Origin of the sequence: Luteibacter sp. SG786, from assembly GCF_011759605.1 — a bacterium.
Lineage (GTDB): Bacteria > Pseudomonadota > Gammaproteobacteria > Xanthomonadales > Rhodanobacteraceae > Luteibacter.
Map to the genome: position 1 here is coordinate 713345 of NZ_JAAOYX010000001.1, position 21428 is coordinate 734772.

Genomic DNA, 21428 nt, shown 5'->3' on the forward strand with positions numbered 1-21428 from the left:
CGTGAAGCGTTACCCCCCGCCCGCGCCGCTCAGCGCGCGAGCCGGGTTGAAATCGATGCCGGTGATGTACCGCCGGCCAGCGTGTGCCTTGATGTGAACGACGATGTCGATCGTCAGCATCAAAAGGCGTTTGATCGTGGAGAACTCCAGGCCGGCTCCTTCCGTCGAGGCCTTCACCATCAGTCCCAACTGGTCCCAGGTCTGCTCCACGCTGCCGGCGTGGCAGCTCGTGATGGAGCCCGGATGGCCCGAGGCGCAGTTACGAATGAAGTAGAACGATTCGTCGCCGCGCAGCTCGGCAAGGATGATCCGGTCGGGCTTCATTCGAAGGCACGCTTCCATGCAGCTCTTGGCCGTGACGTTGCTCGTGCTCTGGCCACCCTTGGAGTAGAGCAGGTGCACGACGTTGGGCTGGTCGATGAAAAGTTCCCGGGCATCCTCGATCGTTACCAGCCGCTCGTCCGGCGGGATATGGTTAACCAGCGACTTCATGAAGGTGGTCTTGCCGCTGCCGGTGGCGCCGGCGACCACGATGTTCTTCTTGTTCAGAACCGCGTGACGGAAGAAGTCTGCGTAGCGCCGCTCCGAACGCAGTTCGAGCAGTTCCCGGTCAGCCTGGCTGATGGTGTGCTCGCCTTCCAGGATTTCCGAGAAGAATCCGTCCTGGTCGTACTGGGCGAGCGTCCGGGTCTGCTTGGAGGGCAGGCGGATGGTGATCGATACACGCCCGGCCTCGCAGGCCGGAGGAATCACGAACTGTGCACGCTGACCGGTTGGGAAGGTCAACGACACCACGGGGTCGGTATCCGTGATGCGCTGGCCTGTGTTGCTTTCATTGACCACGGCCGTGCAGAACTGACGGGCGCGCTCGAAGGTGAGCGACGGCACCTCCACGCGCTGCCAACCGTCCCGGCGTTCGAGATACAGCTCGCCGGGACGGTTGATGCAGATTTCCGTGACGTCCGGCTCGGCAAGGAAATCCTTCACCCCCAGTACCTCGTACTGGTAGTCAAGGAAGTCGTTGCTGACGCTGGCCAGTGCGCTCTCGCTCATGCCCGTCTCAATACCTCGCAACCACGCCGGCGAAGTCCACGTCCTTTGCGACATAGATGGCCAGAACGGTGCCTTGGTTGATTGTCACCGTGGCGGGCCGGTTGGCTGCGCGCTGCACGGCTTGGTTCGCCAACTGCTGAATGGTGGCTGCCGTATTGCTCTCGAACGGCGTTTGCGTGACCACGCCGTTACTGATGGTGGTCTGCCTTGGTCCATGTTCGGCGGCTTCATACTTGAACGCATCGCTGAGCATGCTGATCAGCAGGGCCGCGCCAATGCGGCTACCCCAGTGGGCGTTGTAATGGCCGGGGTGTCCGGCACCGCCCAGCGTATCGATGCCGGGGCTGGCCATGTTCACGTCTATACCCGTTGGCGTGACGATCCGGTCCCAGATGACCGCGACACGCGGACCGTCCGGTTCCATTTCGTACTTCCCGAGCACCTTCGAGCCCTTCGGCAGCAGCAGGCGCTTGCCGGTGAAGGAATAGACGGGTTCGGTGACCACGCACGACGTGAAGCCAGGTATGTCGGTGATGATGCGGGTCTCGAGGACGCAACGGATGAAGGTTCCGCGCAGCATCAACGTGTCCGGGTGCGTGAGCGGGGCCGCGCTGGAAACATCCGGGAGATTGGCAGCCGAGTAGGCCAGGTTGTTGTTGTTGCTCATTCGCGGAGCCTGACCCGGAACGCCCCCGTTGGGATCGGGGAGGATGTACCCCTGCATCGGATTGCCGCCGGCACCCATCCCCGATGCGCCGTTCGCGACACCGGTCGTGCCTTGGCTAGCCGCCGCAATGCGACGTTCCAGCAGGGACGGGCCGCGCGGGCGCTCCTGTCCTTCGGACGGGGGGGGCGTCTCGCGCGGCAACGGAGCCGCGGCAAGCCGGATAGGTTCTGCCGGTGGTGGCGTCGGCACCGGCGCAGGCGGCAGTGTTGGGGCAATGGGTGCGTCCGGTACGGTGACCGTTTCCTCGCGCTGCTTCGGTTTGGGTTTCTCCCCTCCCATGCCGCCGAATGCCCATACGGCGATGATGACCAGAAGCAACGCAATGCTGGCGAGCAGACCTAGCGCGCGGCGATTCATGCGGCGCATGTCGCTTGACGTCAAATGCGGCGCATTGCTGTCGAGGTCGGGCTGGGACTGCTGTCGCGCTTGTGACGCGTACGGGTTCCCCGCCAGCGGATCACGCTGGTTCTCGTAGTTGTCCCGCGGTGCCTCTTTGCCGGCACCGGCTTCATCTTCCGGGTGATGTGGCGTGTTGGGGCTCACTTCTTGGTGTTCCTTCGCAGACCCACGACGTTGTTGTCGTGACGAATAACCAGGTAGGGATACGTACCGTGGACGACGATGGTGTTGCCTTCCACGGTCGTGTTCACGACCGAGTCCTCGCCGTGCTCCTTTTCGCGCATGTAGACCGTCGGGAAGTTACCCGTCGGAAATTGCTTGAGGTCGGGCATCTTGATGTACGTGAACCGACCGTCGTCGTACACGTTGATGGGTACCAGCCATGGGGCAGTACGCCGCTTCTTCGCGTAGTCGTAGTCGAAGTTGTAGTCACGTCCCTTCACCAGCTCGGTGTCGAGCATGGGTGCTTCCTCGACCTTCTTCGTCTCGGCCATGAAGCTGGTGTCGGCGGGATAGCTGAAGACGATCTTGTACTGAACGCCAGCCCTGCGAGCCTGCTCCAAGGTCTTCCAATCCGTGGCGACCACTTTCAGTTCGAAGATGTAGGAATGCGTCGCCGTACGAATCATCATGTTCGTGTCGACGTCGACGTTTTTCGGCTTCACATAAAAGACGTTGTCGCGGCGGGTGAGGTCCCATCCGCTGCTGAAGCCGGTGCTGTAGTCGAGGATCTTCTCGCTGGGGCTCAACTCGATCTGGGTAGTAATGCCCAGACCGGTACGAACCTGATAGATGCGATCAGCCGAGTACTCGTACGTGGTCAGGGTGGAGACCGACGCCGAAGGCGGCATCGACGTCTGTGCTGTCTCTGCGAACGTGGCATGGGCGACGGTCAGGGCGGTCGCCCCGAGTAGCCATCGCAGCTTGGGCTTGCGGAATCGATTCATCAACGGCGCCCTCCATTGGCGGCGCTTCGGGCAGTTGAACGGACCGCTGGTGCGGCTGTGTTAGGTGCTGCAACTGGAATCCCCGTATCCGCGGCACCGGGATAAGCGGGCGGAATAGGAGAGGGCGGGATCGTGCCGTTTTGCAGCGACCCCTGTGCGCCTTGTGCCGGAGTTGCAGTGGGAGCCTGCCCCGCTGCTCCCGCCGACGGCATGTCGTCTGGGTCCATGCTCTGGCCGGGTGGTGCCGTTGCCGCGCCCGTCGTTGCGGGCTGCTGGGCGCTGGTGCTGGCCGCATCGCCGGTGGCAGGGGCCTGCGGCACCTCTACCGGCACGGCATCGCCATAGTCGTTGTCCACGCGATAGCTCGTTACCTGGAAACCGAGCGGGTTCTCGATGCGGCTCTGGTCGTCCATTTGCAGATTCGTCTTGTAGACGAACTCCATCGTTGCGATCTTGCTGTCGAGCGGGACGGTTCCACCATTGGCTTTATCGAACACGCTGCGTTGGAAGCGCACGGTCGCCCCCTTAGGGGTGCTGTTCACACCCCCGCCAACGAGGACGATGCTCAGGATCTTGACGCGGATGGCCTTGTTTGCCCCGTACATCTTGTACGGGCTGTACTGATTCGCGGGCGAATGCAACGCCCGGTATGGCCCGGAGACGTTCGGCGCGGCCATGGTCATGACCGTTGGCCAGTCGCGCATGTTGGTCAGGGCCAGATCGTATGATTCCCGAGCGAGTACGAAATGCGCGATGTTGCTCCGATTGACCGCCTCGCTCGACGTGATCCTGCGATTCACGAGGTCGTCGGTCAGGCGCGCGATGGAGCTGACGCCGGAATAGGGGTCGGCGAGCACAACGTAAGGCACTTTCTCTTTCAGAGGCAGCATGTAGAAATAGCCGCCGAGCAGGATCAGCGCACTGACGATCGCACAGCCCGCCACTATCCAGGCGCGCTTTTCGCTGCGTCTTGCCATGTCGGCGATCGTGACTTCGAAATCGACACCTCTTGAAACGGTTTCGTCGATCCGGGGTGAGTTCTTCTTCTTCAGCATGAGGGACGGCTGCCTGTTCGTCGGTGCGTATGCGGTCTGTTATTTGGCGACCGCGGTCGCGGCGACGGGCTCGTTAGCCGCCGCCCGATTCGTGGTGACAGGCGCTTGGGGAGCGGCCGGTGCGGCCGCGGGGGGCGTCGTGATGGCGCTTACTTCTTCAACGACCAGATCCGGTCCGGAGATCAGTACAGCCACGCCTTGAGGCCCGTAGATCGAACTCAGCTGCGATGCGGCGTCACGTAATTCGGAAGTGTGGATCGCCGAAGCGGCCTTCGTCAGGGTGAAATCCGAGCGCAGCTTGTACTTGAGCTTCATGCCGTTGTCCGCGGTCCACCGCGACAGCATTGTTTTCAATGTGCCGTCCATCGGCGCCGCGTAGTACGTGTAGGGGACTGCCAGCGGAATTTCGGTGGTTTTGTCCTCGAAGCGGTTTACAGGCTTCCACGAGCCGCCGAAGTCCTTGGGGGCAGGCGTGCCACAAGCGGAAAGCATCACGGCAAATGAGACCAGGACACAGATTGAGAGCTTCGAAGGCATGTGTGATTTCACGTAAGGCTGGGAAGTGGTCACGACGATCAAGCACGGACGACGGAGGGCGCAGGGATTCGCGCCCGGCGTCCTGTCGTCCAGCGTTTAAAACGCAGCGTTTGAAATTTGAGTCTTGGGGTCGAGGCTGGAACACCCCGATGGCAGAGCCGCTGCGGCATAACCGCCCGCGGGTGTCCTAATTGCGGCTGGAGCCCCGTACCGAAGACGGTGCGGGCCACATGCAAATCATCCATAAAACATCCTGTAAGAGCGCCATGGCGCCCCTGCATTTCATGCCAGCAAAAAATGGTCGTGCGTGGAGCGAGGCGACCAGAAATCGCCTACTCAGAGTTGCGTGAACTCAAGCCCTGGATTTCCCCACCCCTTAGCGGACCCCTGTCCGCGACGTAAAGATAACGCAACATCGGTTTTTTGACTACAGAGCGATATGATTGTTTTTGCGATTAATATCACACATTGTGGGCATGTAATATGCGTGAAACGCGTGAAAGCCTTGACGCCCGTCGCAGTAGGAGTGCGAACTGCGGCTGAGATTTGCCGCATATGTGTATGACTCGTGAAGGTTGCGATTGTAAGCATCGGTTTCTTTCCTTGTCCGGCGAACTTCTCACGCGACTGTGTCAGGCACGCGACGACAACCCTGCCGGCACTGCCAAGTACGGGCAGCCGACATTCCGTAAATGCTGACCGAACGGGAGTGGGGCTGGGCAGGGGCACGGGGCCACTGGTTACGTGCGCGCTTCCCGTTGGGCGGCACACGGAGCCGCCCAATGGCCGGTTACAGGCGCGGCGGCATTCCTGATCGGGTGCGCACCGATGGTGTGGCGGGCTGCCGCCGCCTTGCAGACTTGAATCATCCTTTTGTTCCCTTGGGGGTGCTACCCATGTCGTCGCGACAAGTGGCACCCATAACGAGTTCATGCGAGCAACCCAAGAGTGACATGGTATAGACGACCCGTCGCTTCTGCAATCATTCCGCCCATCGCTCGCTCCCCGGCTCATGGCAAAGCCATCGACATACCTGGATACCGGGAGTAGAACTCCTCCTTTTATCCAAGGAGCTTCCATGGCCGCTGTCCCCATGCCTACCGACACGGATCTGGACGAGCTTGCCCGGCAGGTTGCCGAGGTCGCGCAAGAGAAGCGGGTCATGGTGGCCACGGCTGAATCCTGCACTGGCGGCTGGATTGCCAAGACGCTCACGGATCTGCCCGGCAGCTCGGCCTGGTTCGAGGCGGGCGTGGTTTCCTATAGCTATAGCGCCAAGGAAGCGCTGCTCGGCGTCAACCCCCGCACGCTCGAGCGCACGGGCGCCGTCAGCGAGGAAACCGTGCTGGAAATGGTGTCGGGTGCACTGGCGAGGTACGGCGCGGGCGTCGCCGTCGCCGTCACCGGCATCGCGGGCCCCTCCGGCGGCACGCCCGAGAAACCCGTCGGTACCGTTTGGATCGGCTGGAAGCGGCGCGGGGGCTACGCCCACGCACAGCTCTATCATTTCGACGGCGATCGCGAGGCGGTGAGGCGGCAGACGGTCGCCGCGGCGCTTGCTGGAATGACCGCCGAACTGAAGGGCTGAACCCGGCAGGCTATGGCAAACTTGGGGATTGCGGATCGCAGTCCCTGAGACCACGGTCGGGCAAGATACTCACCTACACACGAGACCGGAATTCACGATGGACGACAACAAGCGCAAAGCGCTGGCGAGCGCGCTCGGCCAGATCGAAAAGCAGTTCGGCAAGGGTGCCGTCATGCGTCTGGGCGACCGTGTCGACGACCAGATCGACACCGTGTCCACCGGCTCGCTCGGCCTGGACATCGCTCTGGGCATCGGCGGCCTCCCGCGTGGTCGCATCGTGGAAATCTATGGTCCGGAATCGTCGGGCAAGACCACGCTCACCTTGCAGGCCATCGCCTCCTGCCAGCGCGACGGCGGCACGGCGGCATTCGTCGACGCCGAGCACGCCCTGGATCCCAGCTATGCCGAAAAGCTCGGCGTCAATGTCGCCGACCTCCTGGTCAGCCAGCCTGACACCGGCGAGCAGGCCTTGGAAATCGCCGACATGCTGGTGCGCTCGGGCGCGGTGGACATGGTGGTGGTCGACTCCGTGGCGGCGCTCACCCCGAAGGCCGAAATCGAAGGCGAGATGGGCGATTCCCACGTGGGTCTGCATGCCCGCCTCATGAGCCAGGCGCTGCGCAAGCTCACGGCCAACATCAAGAAGTCGAACTGCCTCGTCATCTTCATCAACCAGATCCGCATGAAGATCGGCGTGATGTTCGGCAGCCCGGAAACCACCACCGGCGGTAACGCACTGAAGTTCTACGCCTCGGTTCGCCTCGACATCCGCCGCATCGGTGCGGTGAAGAAGGGGGAGGAAGTCATCGGTTCGGAAACCCGCGTGAAGGTGGTGAAGAACAAGGTGGCGCCGCCGTTCCGCCAGACCGAATTCGAGATCCTCTACGGCGAAGGCACCTCGCGCGAGGGCGAGATCATCGAGCTCGGCGTGCGCGAGAACCTGATCGACAAGTCGGGTGCCTGGTACAGCTACAAGGGCGACCGCATCGGCCAGGGCAAGGAGAACGTCCGTCAGTTCCTCCGTGACAACCCGGCCATTGCCAACGAAATCGACGCGGAACTGCGTGCCCGCCTTCTTGTGAAACCGGGCAAGAGCGACACCGCGGGCAACGATACCGAGCAGGATGCGCTCGAGGAAGTCTGATCCAGGCACGGGGAAGGGCGACGGCAAGGCCGAGCGCCCTTCTCGCAGTGCTTACGACAAGGCGCTCGGGCTGCTGGCCCGGCGCGAACACTCCCGCCGCCAACTCGCGCAAAAGCTCGAGCGCGGCGGTTTCGCGCGTGACGAGTCCGCCGCCGCGGTCGAGCGGCTGGGTGATCAGGGCTACCAGGACGACACCCGTTTCGCCGAGGCTCTGTTTCGGAGTCGCGTGGGTCAGGGCTATGGGCCGGCTCGGATCAGGGCCGAGCTGCGCAGCCAGGGCGTGGGCGACGCCACCATCCGCCAATTGATCGAGGCTGCCGACGTCGATTGGGAGGATCTCGGCGCCCAACAGCTCCGCCGGCGGTACGGCGCACCGACCGCGGATCCCGCGGAAAGGGCGCGCAGGGCGCAATTCCTCTTGCGTCGTGGCTTCGCCGCCGCCACAGTACGTGTTCTTACCCACGCCGATGCGGAAGACGCCGACGACGACTGAAGGCAGCCAGCCTTGATTCTGGACGGAGCGTCCCCGCGACACGCCTCGCAGCTCCGAAGCCACGATCGCTCATGAAAACTGCCGACATCCGTTCGACCTTCCTCGATTTCTTCCGCTCCAAGGACCACACCATCGTGCCCTCGGCATCGCTGGTGCCGTCGAACGACCCCACGCTGCTGTTCACCAATTCGGGCATGGTGCCCTTCAAGAACGTGTTCCTGGGCAGCGAGAAGCCGGGGTACGTGCGGGCGGCCGACGTGCAGCGCTGCCTGCGCGCCGGCGGCAAGCATAACGATCTCGATGCCGTGGGCTATACGGCCCGCCACCATACGTTCTTCGAGATGCTGGGCAACTGGTCGTTCGGCGACTACTTCAAGCGCGACGCCATCCGCTATGCCTGGGAACTCCTCACGGCGGTCTACAAGCTGCCGGCCGAGCGCCTGTGGGTCACGGTATACCACACCGACGACGAGGCCTATGACATCTGGCGGAACGAGGTGGGCATACCCGCGGAGCGCATCGTGCGCATCGGCGACAACAAGGGCGCCCCCTTCGCGTCGGACAACTTCTGGCAGATGGCCGACACCGGCCCCTGCGGCCCGTGTACGGAGATTTTCTACGACCACGGCCCCGAGGTGGCGGGTGGTCCCCCCGGTTCGCCGGACGAGGACGGCGACCGCTACATCGAGATCTGGAACCTCGTGTTCATGCAGTTCGACCGTGCTCCGGACGGCACGCTTTCCCCGCTGCCGGCGCCGTGCGTCGATACCGGCATGGGCCTGGAGCGCCTCGCGGCCGTGCTGCAGCATGTGCACTCGAACTACGAGATCGACCTGTTCTCGCATCTGATCGCGGAGGCGTCGCGCCTCACGGGCACCGCCGATCTCGCGAACAAGTCGCTTCGCGTCATCGCGGACCATATCCGCGCCTGCTCCTTCCTTATCGTCGACGGCGTGCTGCCGTCCAACGAGGGACGTGGCTACGTGCTTCGCCGCATCATCCGCCGCGCGCTTCGCCACGGCTGGATGCTTGGCGTGCGCGGCGACTTCTTCTGGAAGATGGTGGCGCCACTGGTGGCCGAGATGGGCGACGCCTATCCGGAACTGGCCGCGAAGAAGGTGTTCGTGGAGCAGGCCCTGAAGGCGGAAGAGGAGCGTTTCGGCGAAACCCTGGAGACCGGCATGCGGTTGTTCGACGACATCGCCGCAAAATCGGGTCAGATCATTCCCGGCGCGGATGCCTTCCGCCTTTACGATACCTATGGCTTCCCGGTCGACCTCACCGCCGACATCGCTCGCGAGCGCGACATGACGGTGGATATGGAAGGCTTCGAGCGTGCCATGGGCGAGCAGCGGGCGCGCGCCCGCGCCGCCAGCAACTTCTCCAGCAAGGCGCAGCTTCCCGCCGAGGTCGCCAGCGCGCTGGCGCCTACCGTCTTCACCGGTTACGACGATCTGGAGCTGGCCGAGGCCAAGGTGCTGGCCATCGTCCGTGACGGCAAGGCGGTCGACCGTCTTGCGGATGGCGAGGACGCCTTCGTTCTGCTGGATCGCACGCCTTTCTACGCCGAGTCCGGCGGACAGGTCGGGGACACCGGCACGTTGGGCAATCCTTCGGGCACCTTCGCGGTGACCGATACGCAGAAGGTGGGTGGCGCCTTCTTTGCGCACTTCGGTACCTGGCAAGGCTCCGCGCCGCTGGAAAAGGGCGCTGCGGTGTCGGCTTCGGTCGATGCGGCACAGCGGCAGGCCACGGTCCTCAACCACTCCGCCACGCACCTGCTGCATGCTGCGCTTCGCCAGGTTCTGGGCGACCACGTGGCGCAGAAGGGCTCGCTGGTGGCGCCGGAGCGCCTGCGTTTCGATTTCTCGCACCTGAAGGCAGTGACTCCCGAGGAGCTTGCCCAGGTCGAGCGCATGGTCAATGAGGAGATCCGACGCAACGCGGAAGCGGAAGTGCACCACATGGGTTACGACGAGGCGATCGACTTCGGCGCCATTGCCCTGTTCGGCGAGAAGTACGGCGCCGAAGTGCGCGTGCTGAAGATGGGTGGCTTCTCCACGGAGCTCTGCGGCGGCACGCACGTGACCCGCACGGGCGACATCGGCCTGTTCAAGATCGTTTCGGAATCGGGCGTGGCCGCCGGCGTGCGTCGTATCGAAGCGGTTACAGGCGAGGGCGCCATGGCCCGTGTGGCCGACGAAGAACGCATCCTGGGTGAGGTATCCGGCCTTCTGGCCGCCACCGGCGATGACGTGGTCGAGAAACTGCGCCAGCTCTTCGACCGCCAGAAGAAGCTCGAACGCGAGATCGAATCGTTCAAGGCCAAGGCCGCCACGTCCGCCTCCGCCGACCTCGCGTCGAGCGCCGTCGACGTCGCCGGCATCAAGGTCGTCGCCGCCCGCCTCGAGGGCCTGGATGCGAAGTCGCTGCGCGACAGCATGGACGTTCTGAAACAGCGACTTGGCGACTGCGCCATCGTTCTGGCCGGTGCAGTGGATGGCCGCGTCTCGCTCGTCGCGGGCGTCGGTGGCGCTGCGCTGGGCAAGGTCAAGGCCGGCGATCTGGTGGCCGAAGTGGCGTCCCACATCGAAGGCAAGGGCGGCGGTCGCCCCGACATGGCCCAGGGCGGCGGCCTGGATACCCCGGCGCTACCGGGCATCCTTGCTGGCATTCCCGCCTGGGTGGAGGCGCGCCTGCGCTGAACGGCAGGTAGCCGAAGCGATCGCCAGGTGTCGCAACCGCGCCCTGGCGCACGTATTCACGGCTTCGTGCGTTGCGCACCCCTGTTTGGCTCGGCTAGTATCATCCGAATGTCGAAACGCATCCTTCGGCATCGGTCCCTTCGGATCGCGATGGCAGGACAGCTGGTCAGCGACACACACAACTAGAGCCGGGGAAGGCAATCGGCCTTCGATGGTCGAAACGTCGATCCATTGACGGCAAGCACTCGGGGTGAGGTTGTCGTTGGTGGGGAAGCCAATACCTGATTTTATGGAGTATCAATCATGCTGATTCTGACCCGCCGGGTCGGTGAAACCCTGATGATCGGCGACGAGGTGACCGTCACTGTTCTGGGTGTGAAGGGTAACCAGGTGCGCATCGGCATCAATGCGCCGAAGAACGTCGCGGTTCATCGCGAAGAAATTTACCAGCGCATCAAGAACGAGAACGATCCCACCGGCCACTCCGGGGACGACCAGTAAAGACTTTACGGCCGCTGCAAGGGCAAGTATCCTTGCTGGCTCGTTACACGGAGAGTTGCCCGAGAGGCCGAAGGGGCTCCCCTGCTAAGGGAGTATAGGGTCAAAAGCCTTATCGAGGGTTCGAATCCCTCACTCTCCGCCAGTTACGCAAAGCGCCCCGTCAGGGGCGTTTTGCGTTGTAAGACCCTCATCAGGAAGCGAGCTTCGGAAACGACGTGATCCGCAGCTTGGCTCCGGCATAGGGCACGAGCCTAAGCGTCGTGTAAGGCTCGTCCTCCGGCGCCGGCTTCGCGGGCACCGGATCGGCCGCGCCTTCTTCTGCCTTCCACGCAACGAGGCGCCCGCGCACGGAGAGCGTGACCGCCGGCGTCGCACCGGCGAAAGGCCGGGGCCCGATGGCGTGTTGCTCGACCTTGCCGGGCTCGGCCGCCGCATAGTTCCACTGCGACGTGGGATACACCTGCCAGTCGTTGGTGAGGCCGCGCTTGCGCCATTTCACCCAGGCCTCGCCGACGGGCAGGGAGAACACGAGTGCGCCGCGGTTGAAGCTGACGGAATCGTTGAAGCCGGTCTCGGTCACCACATCGGCGGGGAAGGAGAGTTCGATGCGGTCCCCGGCCGACCATTGCCGTTCCACGGTGACGAACCCGGCGCCGGCCAAGGCTTTCACGGATTCGCCGTTGACCTTCACCGACGGCGCACGGCACCAGCCGGGCAGGCGCAGGCGCAGCGGGAAGGCAACGGGCGATGCCGGCCGCAGAGTAATGGCGATGTTGTCGCGGAACGGATAGTCCGTTTCCTGCTCGATCTCGATCGGTACGCCGCGCGCCACCGTACTGACATGGCAGGGCGCATAGACGGCTGCGGCAAGACCGCCGTCCGCGCAGGCCATCCACAGGCTTGCCGTCAGCTTGGGCCAGCCCTGGTGGAAGTTGGCCGTGCAGCATCCGAAGTGCGGATCGAGGCCGAAGAGATTCGCTTCCGGCCCGTTCGTGGTCCATGGCCGGCGATGCAGACTGCACTCCACCTGGTTGGGCTGCTGGTCGTACTGATGGGCCCACATGTCGTCGGTAAAGGCGGCAGGCAGCGCGTTATAAGCGATGCGTTCGATGCGGTCGCCGAGTGCGGCATCGCCGGTGATCGCCAAGGCCATCTCCAGGGAATACATGGCTTCCACCACCGCGCACAGTTCGATGCCCTGCGAGGGGCTACGGCCCGCAAGGTGTTCGTCGCCGGAGAACATGCCGTTCGGAAGACCGTGATAACGATCCAGTTGCTCGAGCTGGTGGTGGATGGCGGCGCGGTCGTCCGCGCTGCGCGAGATCAGCGACCATACCGGCGACGCCTTCAGTGCCTGCGCGACGTTGACGCCATGTACCTGCAATCCATCATCTTCCATGAAGGCGTTCTTGTTCTTGGCCTCGACCAATTTGGCATCGGTCTTCTCCTTGAACGGATAGTTCACGTACATGGCCTGCCAGTCGTAGCCCTGCTTCTTCAGCAGCGCGGCGAGTTCGAGGAGTTTCGGATCCTGCGTGCGCGAATACAGCCAGAGGATCGAGGCCACTTCGTCCTGCCAGCGCATGCGGCCCCAGTCGCGCAAGGGACGGCCCGGCAGTGCACCGAGTTGATAGTGGAAATATCGCGTCATGAAGGGAACGACGCGCGCATCGCCCGTCAGCTCCTGGTACTGCGTCAGCACCTTGAGCATGACCATGCGTGGCCACCAGTCGTCGTTGCTCTTCGGGCCGAACATGCCGTTGGGCCACGGATTTTCGAGCGTCCATTCGATGAAGCGCTGCGCTTTTGCCTTCAATTCAGGCGAATCCAGCTGCCACGCCAGGGGCAGCAGGCCGTCCACGAAATAGGGCCCTCGCTCCCACGATTCGCCCTTGCCGCCGAGCCATCCGCTGTTCGGACCGAGGTCGGGCCATGTCTCGTCCACCCGGCCGCCGAGCCCTTCCGCTTGCACTTCCAACTGGCGCTTCAGCCAGCCGGTGGGGCGGATGGAGCCGGCTGGAAGCAACTGGAACGGTTGTGGTGCGAGAGCGGCGGGAGGGAATACGGCCGGAGAGACCGGCCTCGTCGTTGCACCGCCTTCCACGGGAATCCAGGATGCCAGCGCACCGAGAGCGGACGCCTGAAGAAAGCCCCGGCGCCCGGGACGGATCGGATCGTGCATTCGTCATTCCCCTCTCGCTGCCTACCTCAGCCTGAATATGTACTACTTTTCGCTCCGGGGAAAGTGAGAATCGGAGTGCCATGCGTTGCAGGCGTCGGCTTCTTCTCGATCGTTACGCACGAGGATGGCACGCAGCGAGCGCTGACACGCTGTCGAACACGGGCAAACGCACGCGTACGGTCAAGCCGCCTTCCGATCGGTTTTCCAGGACGATATCGCCGCCGTGGCCGCGCACCGCGGAACGGGCGGCGGCCAGGCCAAGACCGACTCCGCCGGTCTGCCGGTTGCGTGACGCCTCGATCCTGTAGAACGGACGAAAGACGGCTTCATGAAGCTTTTCGGGAATGCCCGGGCCATCGTCGTCGATGGTGACCTCGATACCGTCTTCGGTCTCTTGCATGGTCACGGCGGCACGCGTGCCGTACTTGACGGCATTCTCCACGAGGTTGGAAAAGGTGCGCCTGAGACTCAAGGGACGGCCGGTGTACGCGACGCTCCCGGCGTGGTGGAATGCCACGTCGCTCCCTGCGTCGCGGAAGTTGTCCACGACGGTATTCACCAGTTCGGAGAGGTTGAAGCGCGTGGCTTCCTCCTGCTCGCTGTCGTCGCGAAAGAAGGCGAGCGCCGAATCCACCATGGCCCGCATGTCGTCCACGTCGCGGAAGAGCCTGCGCTGTTGCTCCTCGTCTTCGATGAACTCGCCCCTGAGGCGCATGCGGGTCAACGGGGCCCTCAGGTCGTGCGAGATCGCCGCCAGCATGTATGTGCGATCGGCGACGTAACGTTTCACCCGCGCCTGCATGTCGTTGAAGGCGTGGGCGGCCATGCGGAATTCCAGCGGCCCGGCCGACTCCATGGGCGGCGCATGGACGTCGGCGCCGAAGCGTTGTGCCTGGCGCGCGAACTTCTCCATCGGGCGTGCGAGGCGGCGGCTGGCAAGCGCACCCACGGCCACGCTTCCGGCCAGCGCGAAGATGCCGGTGGGCACGTTGCGCACCCATGGATCGAGGCCCCAGCTGCGTTCGGGTGCAACGAACAGCAGCCACGAACCATCGGACAGGTCGATGGCCAATGCATATTTGGTGGTAGGTGTGCCGTCGATGCCCGGATCGCCCGGTTCGGAGCCGAGCACGCGGACGTTCGGCCGGCCGATCAGGTCGCGGAGCCTGGCCGTGACGCCGCGGTAGATATCGTCGTGGCGCATCGGCAAGGCATCGTCGCTCGGAAACCATTCCACGGAATAGACATCCCCTCGCGCGGCCTGCGCCAGCCGTGGGCGCATGTCGCGCGGGGCGCTGTCGATCAGGCGCACCACCGCCGCCGCCTGTTCCACGATGCCGATGTCCTTGATGCCGGGCTTTGCCCAGACGCCTGCGAACTGCACGAAGGCGGCGTTCATCGCCGCGGCGATGAGCAACGCCATCATGATGTTCATGGCGAACCAGCGGCTGAGGGTATCCGCTGCCCAGCGCCGGCGGATCATCACTGACGCTCCACGGCGGACGCGAAGATGTAGCCCACATTGCGCACGGTGCGGATGATCTCCGGATCGCCAGGATCCTCCTCGATCTTCCGTCGCAAGCGGCTCACCTGCACGTCGATACTGCGATCGAACGCATCGTGTGCGGGCCCGCGCGACAGGTCGATCAACTGCTCGCGCGTGAGGATGCGCTGCGGATGCTGCGCGAACGCGACCAGCAGGTCGAATTCGCCGCTGGACAAAGGCGTGAGCGTCATGTCCGACGACCGTAGTTCACGCCGGAGGATGTCCAGCCGCCACCCGCTGAAGCGCAGTACAGGGGTGGCATGCGCGTCGGACGTGGGGGAAGCTTCGCTGCGACGGAGCACGGCGCGCACGCGTGCCAGGAGTTCGCGTGCGTCGAAGGGTTTTGTTACGTAGTCGTCGGCGCCGAGTTCGAGGCCCACGATCCTGTCGGTGGGATCCGTGACGCCGGTAACCATGATGACCGGCAGCTTCCCGCTGCCACGCAGCCGCTTGCACACGCTGAAGCCGTCTTCGCCGGGAAGCATCACATCGAGGATCACCAGGTCGTAGGCCGTGCGGGCAAGCCGGGCGTCCATGGCGGTGCCGGAGCCGGCCGTGTCCGCCTCGAAGCCATGTTTCTCGAAAAAGCGCTGCAGGAGGGAACGAATTTCCTCGTCGTCGTCCACGATGAGAATTCGCTGCATGGAAGGGGCCATCCCGGTGCGGAAAGCACATATATAGGGCGGCCGGGGACGATTTGTCATTTATTTCTGCGCGGAAACAATATGTCCGCCCAGACGCAAACAGGAGAAACGACGTACGCAATCGAGGGGCAGGCTTGGACAAACCTTCGCCGGAGTCCTCCATGTCCCGCCTGCCCACCCCACCGTTTCCCTCGCTCACGAGCAGCCGCGCCCGGAGGGCCATACGCCGCCGCTCCGGCGCTCGTCGGATCGCCGTTATGGCGGCAGTGTCGGCGACGATCCTGAGCGGCTGCTCGCACCGTGTCAGGTCCGACGAACCGGTGCCGGGCCCGTCGGCGTCGACAAGGAACGACGAACCGGTCAACCGGGCCGTGTTCGCCTTCAACAAGGGCCTGGATCACGCGATCATCCGTCCGGTGGCCCGCGGGTATTCGCACTTGCCGGCGCCGGTGAAGGGTGGCGTGCACAATTTTTCGCAGAACCTGCGCGAGCCATTGGTGTTCGCCAACGATCTGTTGCAGGCGAATTTCCTTCGTTCCCTCAACACCGCCGGCCGGTTCCTGATCAACAGCACGATCGGTGTCGTGGGCATCTTCGACGTGGCCGGCCATTGGAACATGCCGCATCACAGTGCCGACCTGGGGCAGACCTTCGGAGTATGGGGTATGGGTCCGGGGCACACCGTGGAGTTGCCCGTGTTCGGATCGTCGAACGTTCGCGATGCGGTGGGGCGCATTCTCACCATGAGCCTGTACAACCTCGGCGACAACTCGGACACGGTCTCGACAGTGAATACCGTCGGTACCGTGGGAGGCATCGTGGACGGACGTGCGCGCGCGCTTCCCCTCACCGACAAGCTGGAGCGTTCCGAGGACTACTACGCCGCGCTGCGCGATGTTTCGGCGCAGCGTCGCGCACGTTTCGTGGAAGAGGGGCGCGACGGCGCCGTGCACCAGCCGGAGCAACGCGGCGATGGCCGCGCGGCGACCGGGCTACCTATGAATCCGTGAGGGCGTGCTTATGACATTGAAGGTTGCCCGTCCCCGGGCCGATGGGGTTCCTGGCTGCTGGACAGTGCCCTACGGACCCATGGTCCGGCAGGGACGCCGTTGGCAAATGGTTCTGCTCACCTGGTGGCGCCGGGCGCAACGCCGGTCTCCCAAGGTCGACATGCTCGCACGCGCACCCGTTCGCCTGCTGCGCGATACGTCGCTGGTGCTGGCTGCCGCACGCCGTGTGGAGCCGGACCGCGCACGCCGCTTGGCCTGGTACCGGGAGGACCCCATCGTTGCGCTGGGATCGCGCACGGCCGAGGAACTCGTCGCCGAAGGCGAGGCCGCGCGGCTTATCGCGTTGATACACGCGATCGATGCCGCGGAGCGTGGTGGGCATTGATCGCTTCCGGGGCGGCTGAGAAGCCGGCGCGCGACTACGTCCCGATGTGAAGCTAACGCCATCCAGGTCCTGCGGAACGAAAAAGGCCCGCTTTAGAGGCGGGCCTTTCATCGTCAAGCCAGATAGCGCTTGAAATATTGGTCGGGGAGACAGGATTCGAACCTGCGACTTCTACGTCCCGAACGTAGCGCTCTACCAGGCTGAGCTACACCCCGACGGGAGCCGCGTATATTAGCCGTGGGGCGGTGCCTTGGCAACAGGTCCTCGCACTTTTTTTACATGGCCGCCGGCGGCCGGACATGGCCCATCTGCTAATCTATGCGGCTGCCGCATGGCGGCGTCCGTACAGCCTGTCCGAAGAGGAATTGCATGGCACTCACCCCGGCCCGCACCATGCCCGGTGTCCTCGAGCTTCTGCCGCTCGACCAGATCGCGTTCCAGCGCATGCTGGACACGATTCGCCGCAATTACGAGCGCTTCGGTTTCCTGCCGATCGAAACGCCGGTCATCGAATACAGCGACGTGCTGCTGACGAAGACGGGTGGCGAAACCGAGCGTCAGGTCTACTTCGTTCAATCCACCGGGGCCCTTGGGGCGGCGGCGGAAAAGGGTGGGGTGCCGGAGCTGGCCCTGCGCTTCGACCTGACCGTGCCCCTGGCCCGGTACGTGGCCGAGCACGAGCACGATCTCAGCTTCCCGTTCCGCCGCTACCAGATGCAGCGCGTCTATCGCGGCGAACGCGCACAGCGCGGGCGCTTCCGCGAGTTCTACCAGTGCGACATCGACGTCATCGGCAAGGACTCCCTGTCGGTACGGTACGACGCCGAGATTCCGGCGGTGATCTACAGCGTCTTCCGCGACCTGAACATCGGCCCGTTCACCATCCAGCTCAACAACCGAAAGCTGATGCGCGGGTACTTCGAAAATCTGGGCATCGCCGACGCCGAGCAGCAGATGCTCGTGCTGCGCGAGGTGGACAAGCTCGACAAGCGCGGCCCCGATTACGTGCGCGACACCCTCACGGGTGAGGCGTTCGGGTTGTCGCCGGAAGTCGCGACCAAGATCCTCGACTTCGTCCAGGTGCGCTCCACCTCGGTGGTGGATGCATTCGCGAAGCTCGACGCCCTGGGCAACGGTTCGGACACGTTCGAGCAGGGCAGGGCCGAGCTCAAGGAAGTGCTCGCCATGATCCGTGACTTCGGCGTGCCGGAGACGCATTTCGCGCTCAACCTGTCGATCGCCCGCGGCCTGGACTACTACACGGGCACGGTCTACGAGACCACCCTCAACGACCATCCCGGCATCGGTTCCATCTGTTCGGGCGGGCGCTACGAGAACCTTGCCGGCCAGTACACCAAGTCGCACCTGCCGGGCGTAGGCATTTCCATCGGCCTCACGCGGCTGTACTGGCAGCTGCGCGACGCCGGACTCGTGGCCACCGCGCAGAGCACGGTCGACGTGCTCGTCACGCAGATGGACGCGGCTCAGTTGCCCACCTACCTCGCGGTGGCCGGTGAGCTGCGCAACGCGGGTATCGCCACCGAGGTGGTGCTCGAGGGCGGCAAGCTGGGCAAGCAGTTCAAGTATGCCGATCGTGCCGGCATCCGCTTCGTGCTCGTCATTGGCGAGGACGAGATCGCCAAGGGCTTGGTCACCGTGAAGGACCTGCGCCGCGAAGACCAGTTCGAAGTGTCGCGCGCCGATCTGGTGAAGACGCTGCGCGTCGAACTGGCCCAGGCCGAAATCGGCCGCTGACCATCCCTTTCATCGAAGTCCCACGGCCCAACCCATGACCAGCAGCATCCTTCTCGACGGCCGCAGCCTCACGCGCGCGCAGGTCGCCGCTATCGCGCGCCACGGCGCCACCATTCGCCTGGACGAGGCGCAGCTGACGAAGGTGAAGCGGGCCGCCGACTTCCTGGCCGAGAAGGTGGGCGGCGGCGAGCCGATCTATGGGGTCACCACCGGATTCGGCAGCAATGCCGACAAGCTGCTGGGCGCGCATCGCGTGCGCGACGAGCTGCCGGGCGGGAATCCGGAGCCGCGCGAAGGCACGTTGCTGGAAGAGTTGCAGCACAACCTGATCATTACCCACGCCGTCTGTGTGGGTAAGCCGTTCTCGGTGGACGTCGTGCGCGCCATGCTCGCCATCCGCGTGAACACCCTGATGAAGGGGCATTCCGGTATCCGCGTGGAAACGCTGCGCGCACTGGCCGAGCTGCTGAACCGGGACGTGATCCCCGTGGTGCCGGAGAAAGGTTCGGTCGGCGCCAGTGGCGACCTTGCGCCGCTCTCGCACCTGGCCATCGTGCTGCTCGGCGGGGGCGAAGCGTTCTACAAGGGCGAGCGGATGCCCGGCGCGAAGGCGCTGGCCGCGGCCGGCCTCGAGCCGGTGCGTCTTTCGTTCAAGGAAGGCCTGGCGCTGAACAACGGCACGACGCAGATGCTCGCCACGGGCGTGCTGGCGCTCGATACGATGGACATGCTCATCCGCACCGCCGATCTTGCCGCGGCCATGACCCTGGACGCCTTCGCGGGCCGTACCGGTGCCTATGCGGAAGAGGTGCACGCGCTGCGTCCACATCCCGGCCAGGTCGAGGCGGCGCGCAACATCCGGAGCCTGCTCGAAGGCTCCACGCTCGCCGACATTCCTTATCACCTCGTGCCGCGATTCCGCCCGTGGCTGTCCGATTCCTGGTCGGAACCGACCGAACAGGCCTACCGCTTCGACATCGGTTGGGACTGGGTGCCGGCGACGCAGCGCCACGGCAAGGAGGCGTTCTACTCGCGGTTCCTGCCGTTCAAGGGTGGCAAGAAACACCAGCCGCAGGACGCCTATTGCCTTCGATGCGCGCCGCAGGTGCACGGCGCGGTGCGCGACGCCTGGGAGCAGGCCTGCCGGGTATTCGATGTCGAACTCAATGCGGTCACCGACAACCCGCTTGTTTTCCCGGACGCGGAGAACGCGGAAGTCATCGAGGACCAGGTGATCTCCGCCGGTCATTTCCACGGCATGCCGCTCGCACTGGCCATGAGCTACGTGAAGGCGGCCATTCCCGTGCTCGCTTCGATTTCGGAGCGGCGCACGGCCAAGCTCGTGGACCCGGCCAACAATGACGGACTGCCCGCGTTCCTCATCGGCAACGAGGACGCCACGGACTCCGGCTTCATGATCGTGCAGTACACCGCGGCGGCGCTGGTCAACGATCTGGCCACGCGCGCGCATCCGGCCTCGGTGTACTCGGTGCCGACCAGTGCCAATGCGGAAGACCACGTTTCCATGGGGGCCAACGAAGCGCGCCACGTGCTGGAAATGACCGAAGACCTCGGCCACGTGCTGGCGATGGAGCTGTACACCGCGGCCCAGGCGCTCGAATACCGTCAGGACATGCTCAACGCGGCTCGCTCCCTCGCGCATCGCGGCGATCTGGCGGCGTTCGCCTCGAAGATCTCCGGCGCGCCGCGAGCGGATTCGCCGCATTACGCGCGTTTCGAGGCCGAGGTGCGTTCGCTGATGGAGGCGCTGGCGTCCGCCGACGACTTCCACGGAGGCAAGGCCGTGCGCGTGGCCTTGGCCGCGATGCGCGAGCACGTGGCGTTCATGCAGCGCGACCGGGCCATGGACGGCGACGTGCGCGCCGTGTGCGAACTGGTGGCGTCCGGACGCCTGGTAGCCTAGGGGCCCTTGCCTTCGGGCGGATGCCGCGTTCCCGCGCCCGATCTTCCGCCGGGCACCCAATCGTCGAGCATGCCGGCGCGCACGCCGGCAAGATACTGATAGAGCTGGGCGTCGTTCGCGAGGCCCAGCTTCGCCATGGCCGAGCGCTTTTGCCGGCTGATTGTCTTGAAGCTGCGGCCCATGAGCGCTGCGATGTCGGAAAGGCCGTGGCCTTCCGCGTAGGCGCGGAGCACCTCCACCTCGCGCGGCGACAGGCGCGTGGAGAGGTCTTCGTGCCCGGCCGCGCAGTCGGCCTCGTGGAACAAGCGCTGGATGGCCGGACTCAGATAGGAGCGGCCGACGTCGGCCGCGTGAACGGCCAACGGGATGTCGCGAAGGTTGGTGCGCTTGTCGAAAATGGCCGCCACGCCCATGTCCAGCAGCCCGCGTAGCAGGGCGGGGTTTGAAAGCATGGTGAGAACGACGATGCCGATGTCGGGGCGTGTGGCACGGATGCGCCGGACCATCGGCAGGCCATCCGGCTGGTTGCCCTCGGGCATGGAATAGTCGGTGATCACGACGTCGCAAGGGTGGTCGGCAAGGGCTTCGAACAGGGTATCGGTATCGTGGGCGCGGGCGATGACCTCGTATCGATGCGCCTTGAGAATGGTTTCGACCCCCGCAACGACGACCGGGTGATCGTCGGCGATGATCACGGTGCTCGGCATGGTCGGGCTCGCGGTATGGCAGGGCGCCATGGTGGCGAGCGACCGCCGCGAAATATATGGAAGAAAAGCGCAATTGCGTCCGGAGGCGCTTGCCACGGGCCGGTTGCACAGTTAGTATGAGTTATC

Annotated in this window: 18 protein-coding genes and 2 tRNA genes; 10 read left to right on the forward strand and 10 right to left on the reverse strand. The window is 64.4% G+C overall.

Annotated elements, in window-relative coordinates; translation table 11 throughout:
- Nucleotides 1-9: 9 nt before the first annotated feature.
- The 5 genes from virB11 to FHS47_RS03060 form a co-directional block, all read right to left on the reverse strand.
- Entirely contained in the window at nucleotides 10-1053 is a 1044-nt protein-coding gene (gene virB11, locus FHS47_RS03040; RefSeq protein ID WP_167022784.1) for a P-type DNA transfer ATPase VirB11, read from the reverse strand.
- A gap of 7 nt (nucleotides 1054-1060) precedes the next feature.
- On the reverse strand, nucleotides 1061-2323 hold the full coding sequence (locus FHS47_RS03045) for a TrbI/VirB10 family protein (protein ID WP_167022787.1): 1263 nt from the start codon (nucleotides 2321-2323) through the stop codon (nucleotides 1061-1063).
- Complete coding sequence (locus tag FHS47_RS03050; protein ID WP_167027590.1) at nucleotides 2320-3030, reverse strand: TrbG/VirB9 family P-type conjugative transfer protein; 711 nt, start codon at nucleotides 3028-3030, stop codon at nucleotides 2320-2322. The genes FHS47_RS03045 and FHS47_RS03050 overlap by 4 nt, the downstream gene beginning before the upstream one ends.
- 95 nt (nucleotides 3031-3125) lie before the next feature.
- Nucleotides 3126-4181, reverse strand: coding sequence for a type IV secretion system protein (locus FHS47_RS03055; RefSeq protein WP_167022790.1), 1056 nt, complete (start codon nucleotides 4179-4181; stop codon nucleotides 3126-3128).
- Nucleotides 4182-4220: 39 nt separating this feature from the next.
- Nucleotides 4221-4718, reverse strand: a complete 498-nt coding sequence (locus tag FHS47_RS03060; RefSeq protein ID WP_208381762.1) for a hypothetical protein — start codon at nucleotides 4716-4718, stop codon at nucleotides 4221-4223.
- A gap of 1078 nt (nucleotides 4719-5796) precedes the next feature.
- On the opposite strand from FHS47_RS03060, the gene FHS47_RS03065 reads away from it, so the two are divergent.
- The 6 genes from FHS47_RS03065 to FHS47_RS03090 all read left to right on the forward strand — a co-directional run bounded on the left by FHS47_RS03065 (nucleotide 5797) and on the right by FHS47_RS03090 (nucleotide 11291).
- Complete coding sequence (locus tag FHS47_RS03065) at nucleotides 5797-6306, forward strand: CinA family protein (protein WP_167022793.1); 510 nt, start codon at nucleotides 5797-5799, stop codon at nucleotides 6304-6306.
- Nucleotides 6307-6403: 97 nt separating this feature from the next.
- Nucleotides 6404-7450: a recombinase RecA gene (gene recA, locus FHS47_RS03070; protein WP_167022796.1), complete on the forward strand. Its 1047-nt coding sequence runs from the start codon at nucleotides 6404-6406 to the stop codon at nucleotides 7448-7450.
- Nucleotides 7431-7943, forward strand: a complete 513-nt coding sequence (locus FHS47_RS03075) for a regulatory protein RecX (protein WP_167022799.1) — start codon at nucleotides 7431-7433, stop codon at nucleotides 7941-7943. Before recA ends, FHS47_RS03075 begins: the two co-directional genes overlap by 20 nt.
- 71 nt (nucleotides 7944-8014) lie before the next feature.
- The gene (gene alaS, locus FHS47_RS03080) at nucleotides 8015-10648 is read left to right on the forward strand and encodes an alanine--tRNA ligase (RefSeq protein WP_167022802.1); all 2634 of its coding nucleotides are present in this window, start codon (nucleotides 8015-8017) and stop codon (nucleotides 10646-10648) included.
- Between the two features lie 303 nt (nucleotides 10649-10951).
- The gene (csrA, locus tag FHS47_RS03085) at nucleotides 10952-11149 is read left to right on the forward strand and encodes a carbon storage regulator CsrA (RefSeq protein WP_167022805.1); all 198 of its coding nucleotides are present in this window, start codon (nucleotides 10952-10954) and stop codon (nucleotides 11147-11149) included.
- 49 nt (nucleotides 11150-11198) lie between these two features.
- A tRNA-Ser gene (locus tag FHS47_RS03090) sits at nucleotides 11199-11291 on the forward strand.
- A gap of 48 nt (nucleotides 11292-11339) precedes the next feature.
- Here FHS47_RS03090 and FHS47_RS03095 read toward each other — a convergent pair.
- The 3 genes from FHS47_RS03095 to FHS47_RS03105 form a co-directional block, all read right to left on the reverse strand.
- Entirely contained in the window at nucleotides 11340-13331 is a 1992-nt protein-coding gene (locus FHS47_RS03095; RefSeq protein WP_167022808.1) for a beta-L-arabinofuranosidase domain-containing protein, read from the reverse strand.
- 112 nt (nucleotides 13332-13443) lie between these two features.
- Nucleotides 13444-14814 carry an ATP-binding protein gene (locus FHS47_RS03100; protein WP_167022811.1) on the reverse strand — a complete coding sequence of 457 codons (1371 nt, stop codon included), beginning with the start codon at nucleotides 14812-14814 and terminating at the stop codon, nucleotides 13444-13446.
- Complete coding sequence (locus FHS47_RS03105; RefSeq protein WP_167022814.1) at nucleotides 14814-15521, reverse strand: response regulator; 708 nt, start codon at nucleotides 15519-15521, stop codon at nucleotides 14814-14816. Before FHS47_RS03105 ends, FHS47_RS03100 begins: the two co-directional genes overlap by 1 nt.
- A 161-nt stretch (nucleotides 15522-15682) precedes the next feature.
- Between FHS47_RS03105 and FHS47_RS03110 the strand changes: the two genes are divergently transcribed.
- Complete coding sequence (locus FHS47_RS03110) at nucleotides 15683-16531, forward strand: VacJ family lipoprotein (protein ID WP_167022816.1); 849 nt, start codon at nucleotides 15683-15685, stop codon at nucleotides 16529-16531.
- A gap of 106 nt (nucleotides 16532-16637) precedes the next feature.
- Nucleotides 16638-16916 (forward strand): hypothetical protein, encoded by a 279-nt coding sequence (locus FHS47_RS03115; protein WP_167022819.1) that lies wholly within the window; start codon nucleotides 16638-16640, stop codon nucleotides 16914-16916.
- Nucleotides 16917-17054: 138 nt separating this feature from the next.
- Here the strand turns inward: FHS47_RS03115 and FHS47_RS03120 are convergent.
- Nucleotides 17055-17131 (reverse strand) — tRNA-Pro (locus tag FHS47_RS03120).
- Between the two features lie 154 nt (nucleotides 17132-17285).
- Here FHS47_RS03120 and hisS point away from each other — a divergent pair.
- A complete protein-coding gene (hisS, locus tag FHS47_RS03125) occupies nucleotides 17286-18671 on the forward strand; it encodes a histidine--tRNA ligase (protein ID WP_167022822.1) in 1386 nt (461 codons plus the stop codon).
- 34 nt (nucleotides 18672-18705) lie between these two features.
- The gene (locus tag FHS47_RS03130) at nucleotides 18706-20595 is read left to right on the forward strand and encodes an aromatic amino acid lyase (RefSeq protein ID WP_167022825.1); all 1890 of its coding nucleotides are present in this window, start codon (nucleotides 18706-18708) and stop codon (nucleotides 20593-20595) included.
- On the opposite strand, the gene FHS47_RS03135 is transcribed toward FHS47_RS03130, so the two are convergent.
- A complete protein-coding gene (locus FHS47_RS03135; protein WP_167022828.1) occupies nucleotides 20592-21302 on the reverse strand; it encodes a response regulator in 711 nt (236 codons plus the stop codon). The genes FHS47_RS03130 and FHS47_RS03135 overlap by 4 nt on opposite strands.
- Between the last annotated feature and the right edge of the window lie 126 nt (nucleotides 21303-21428).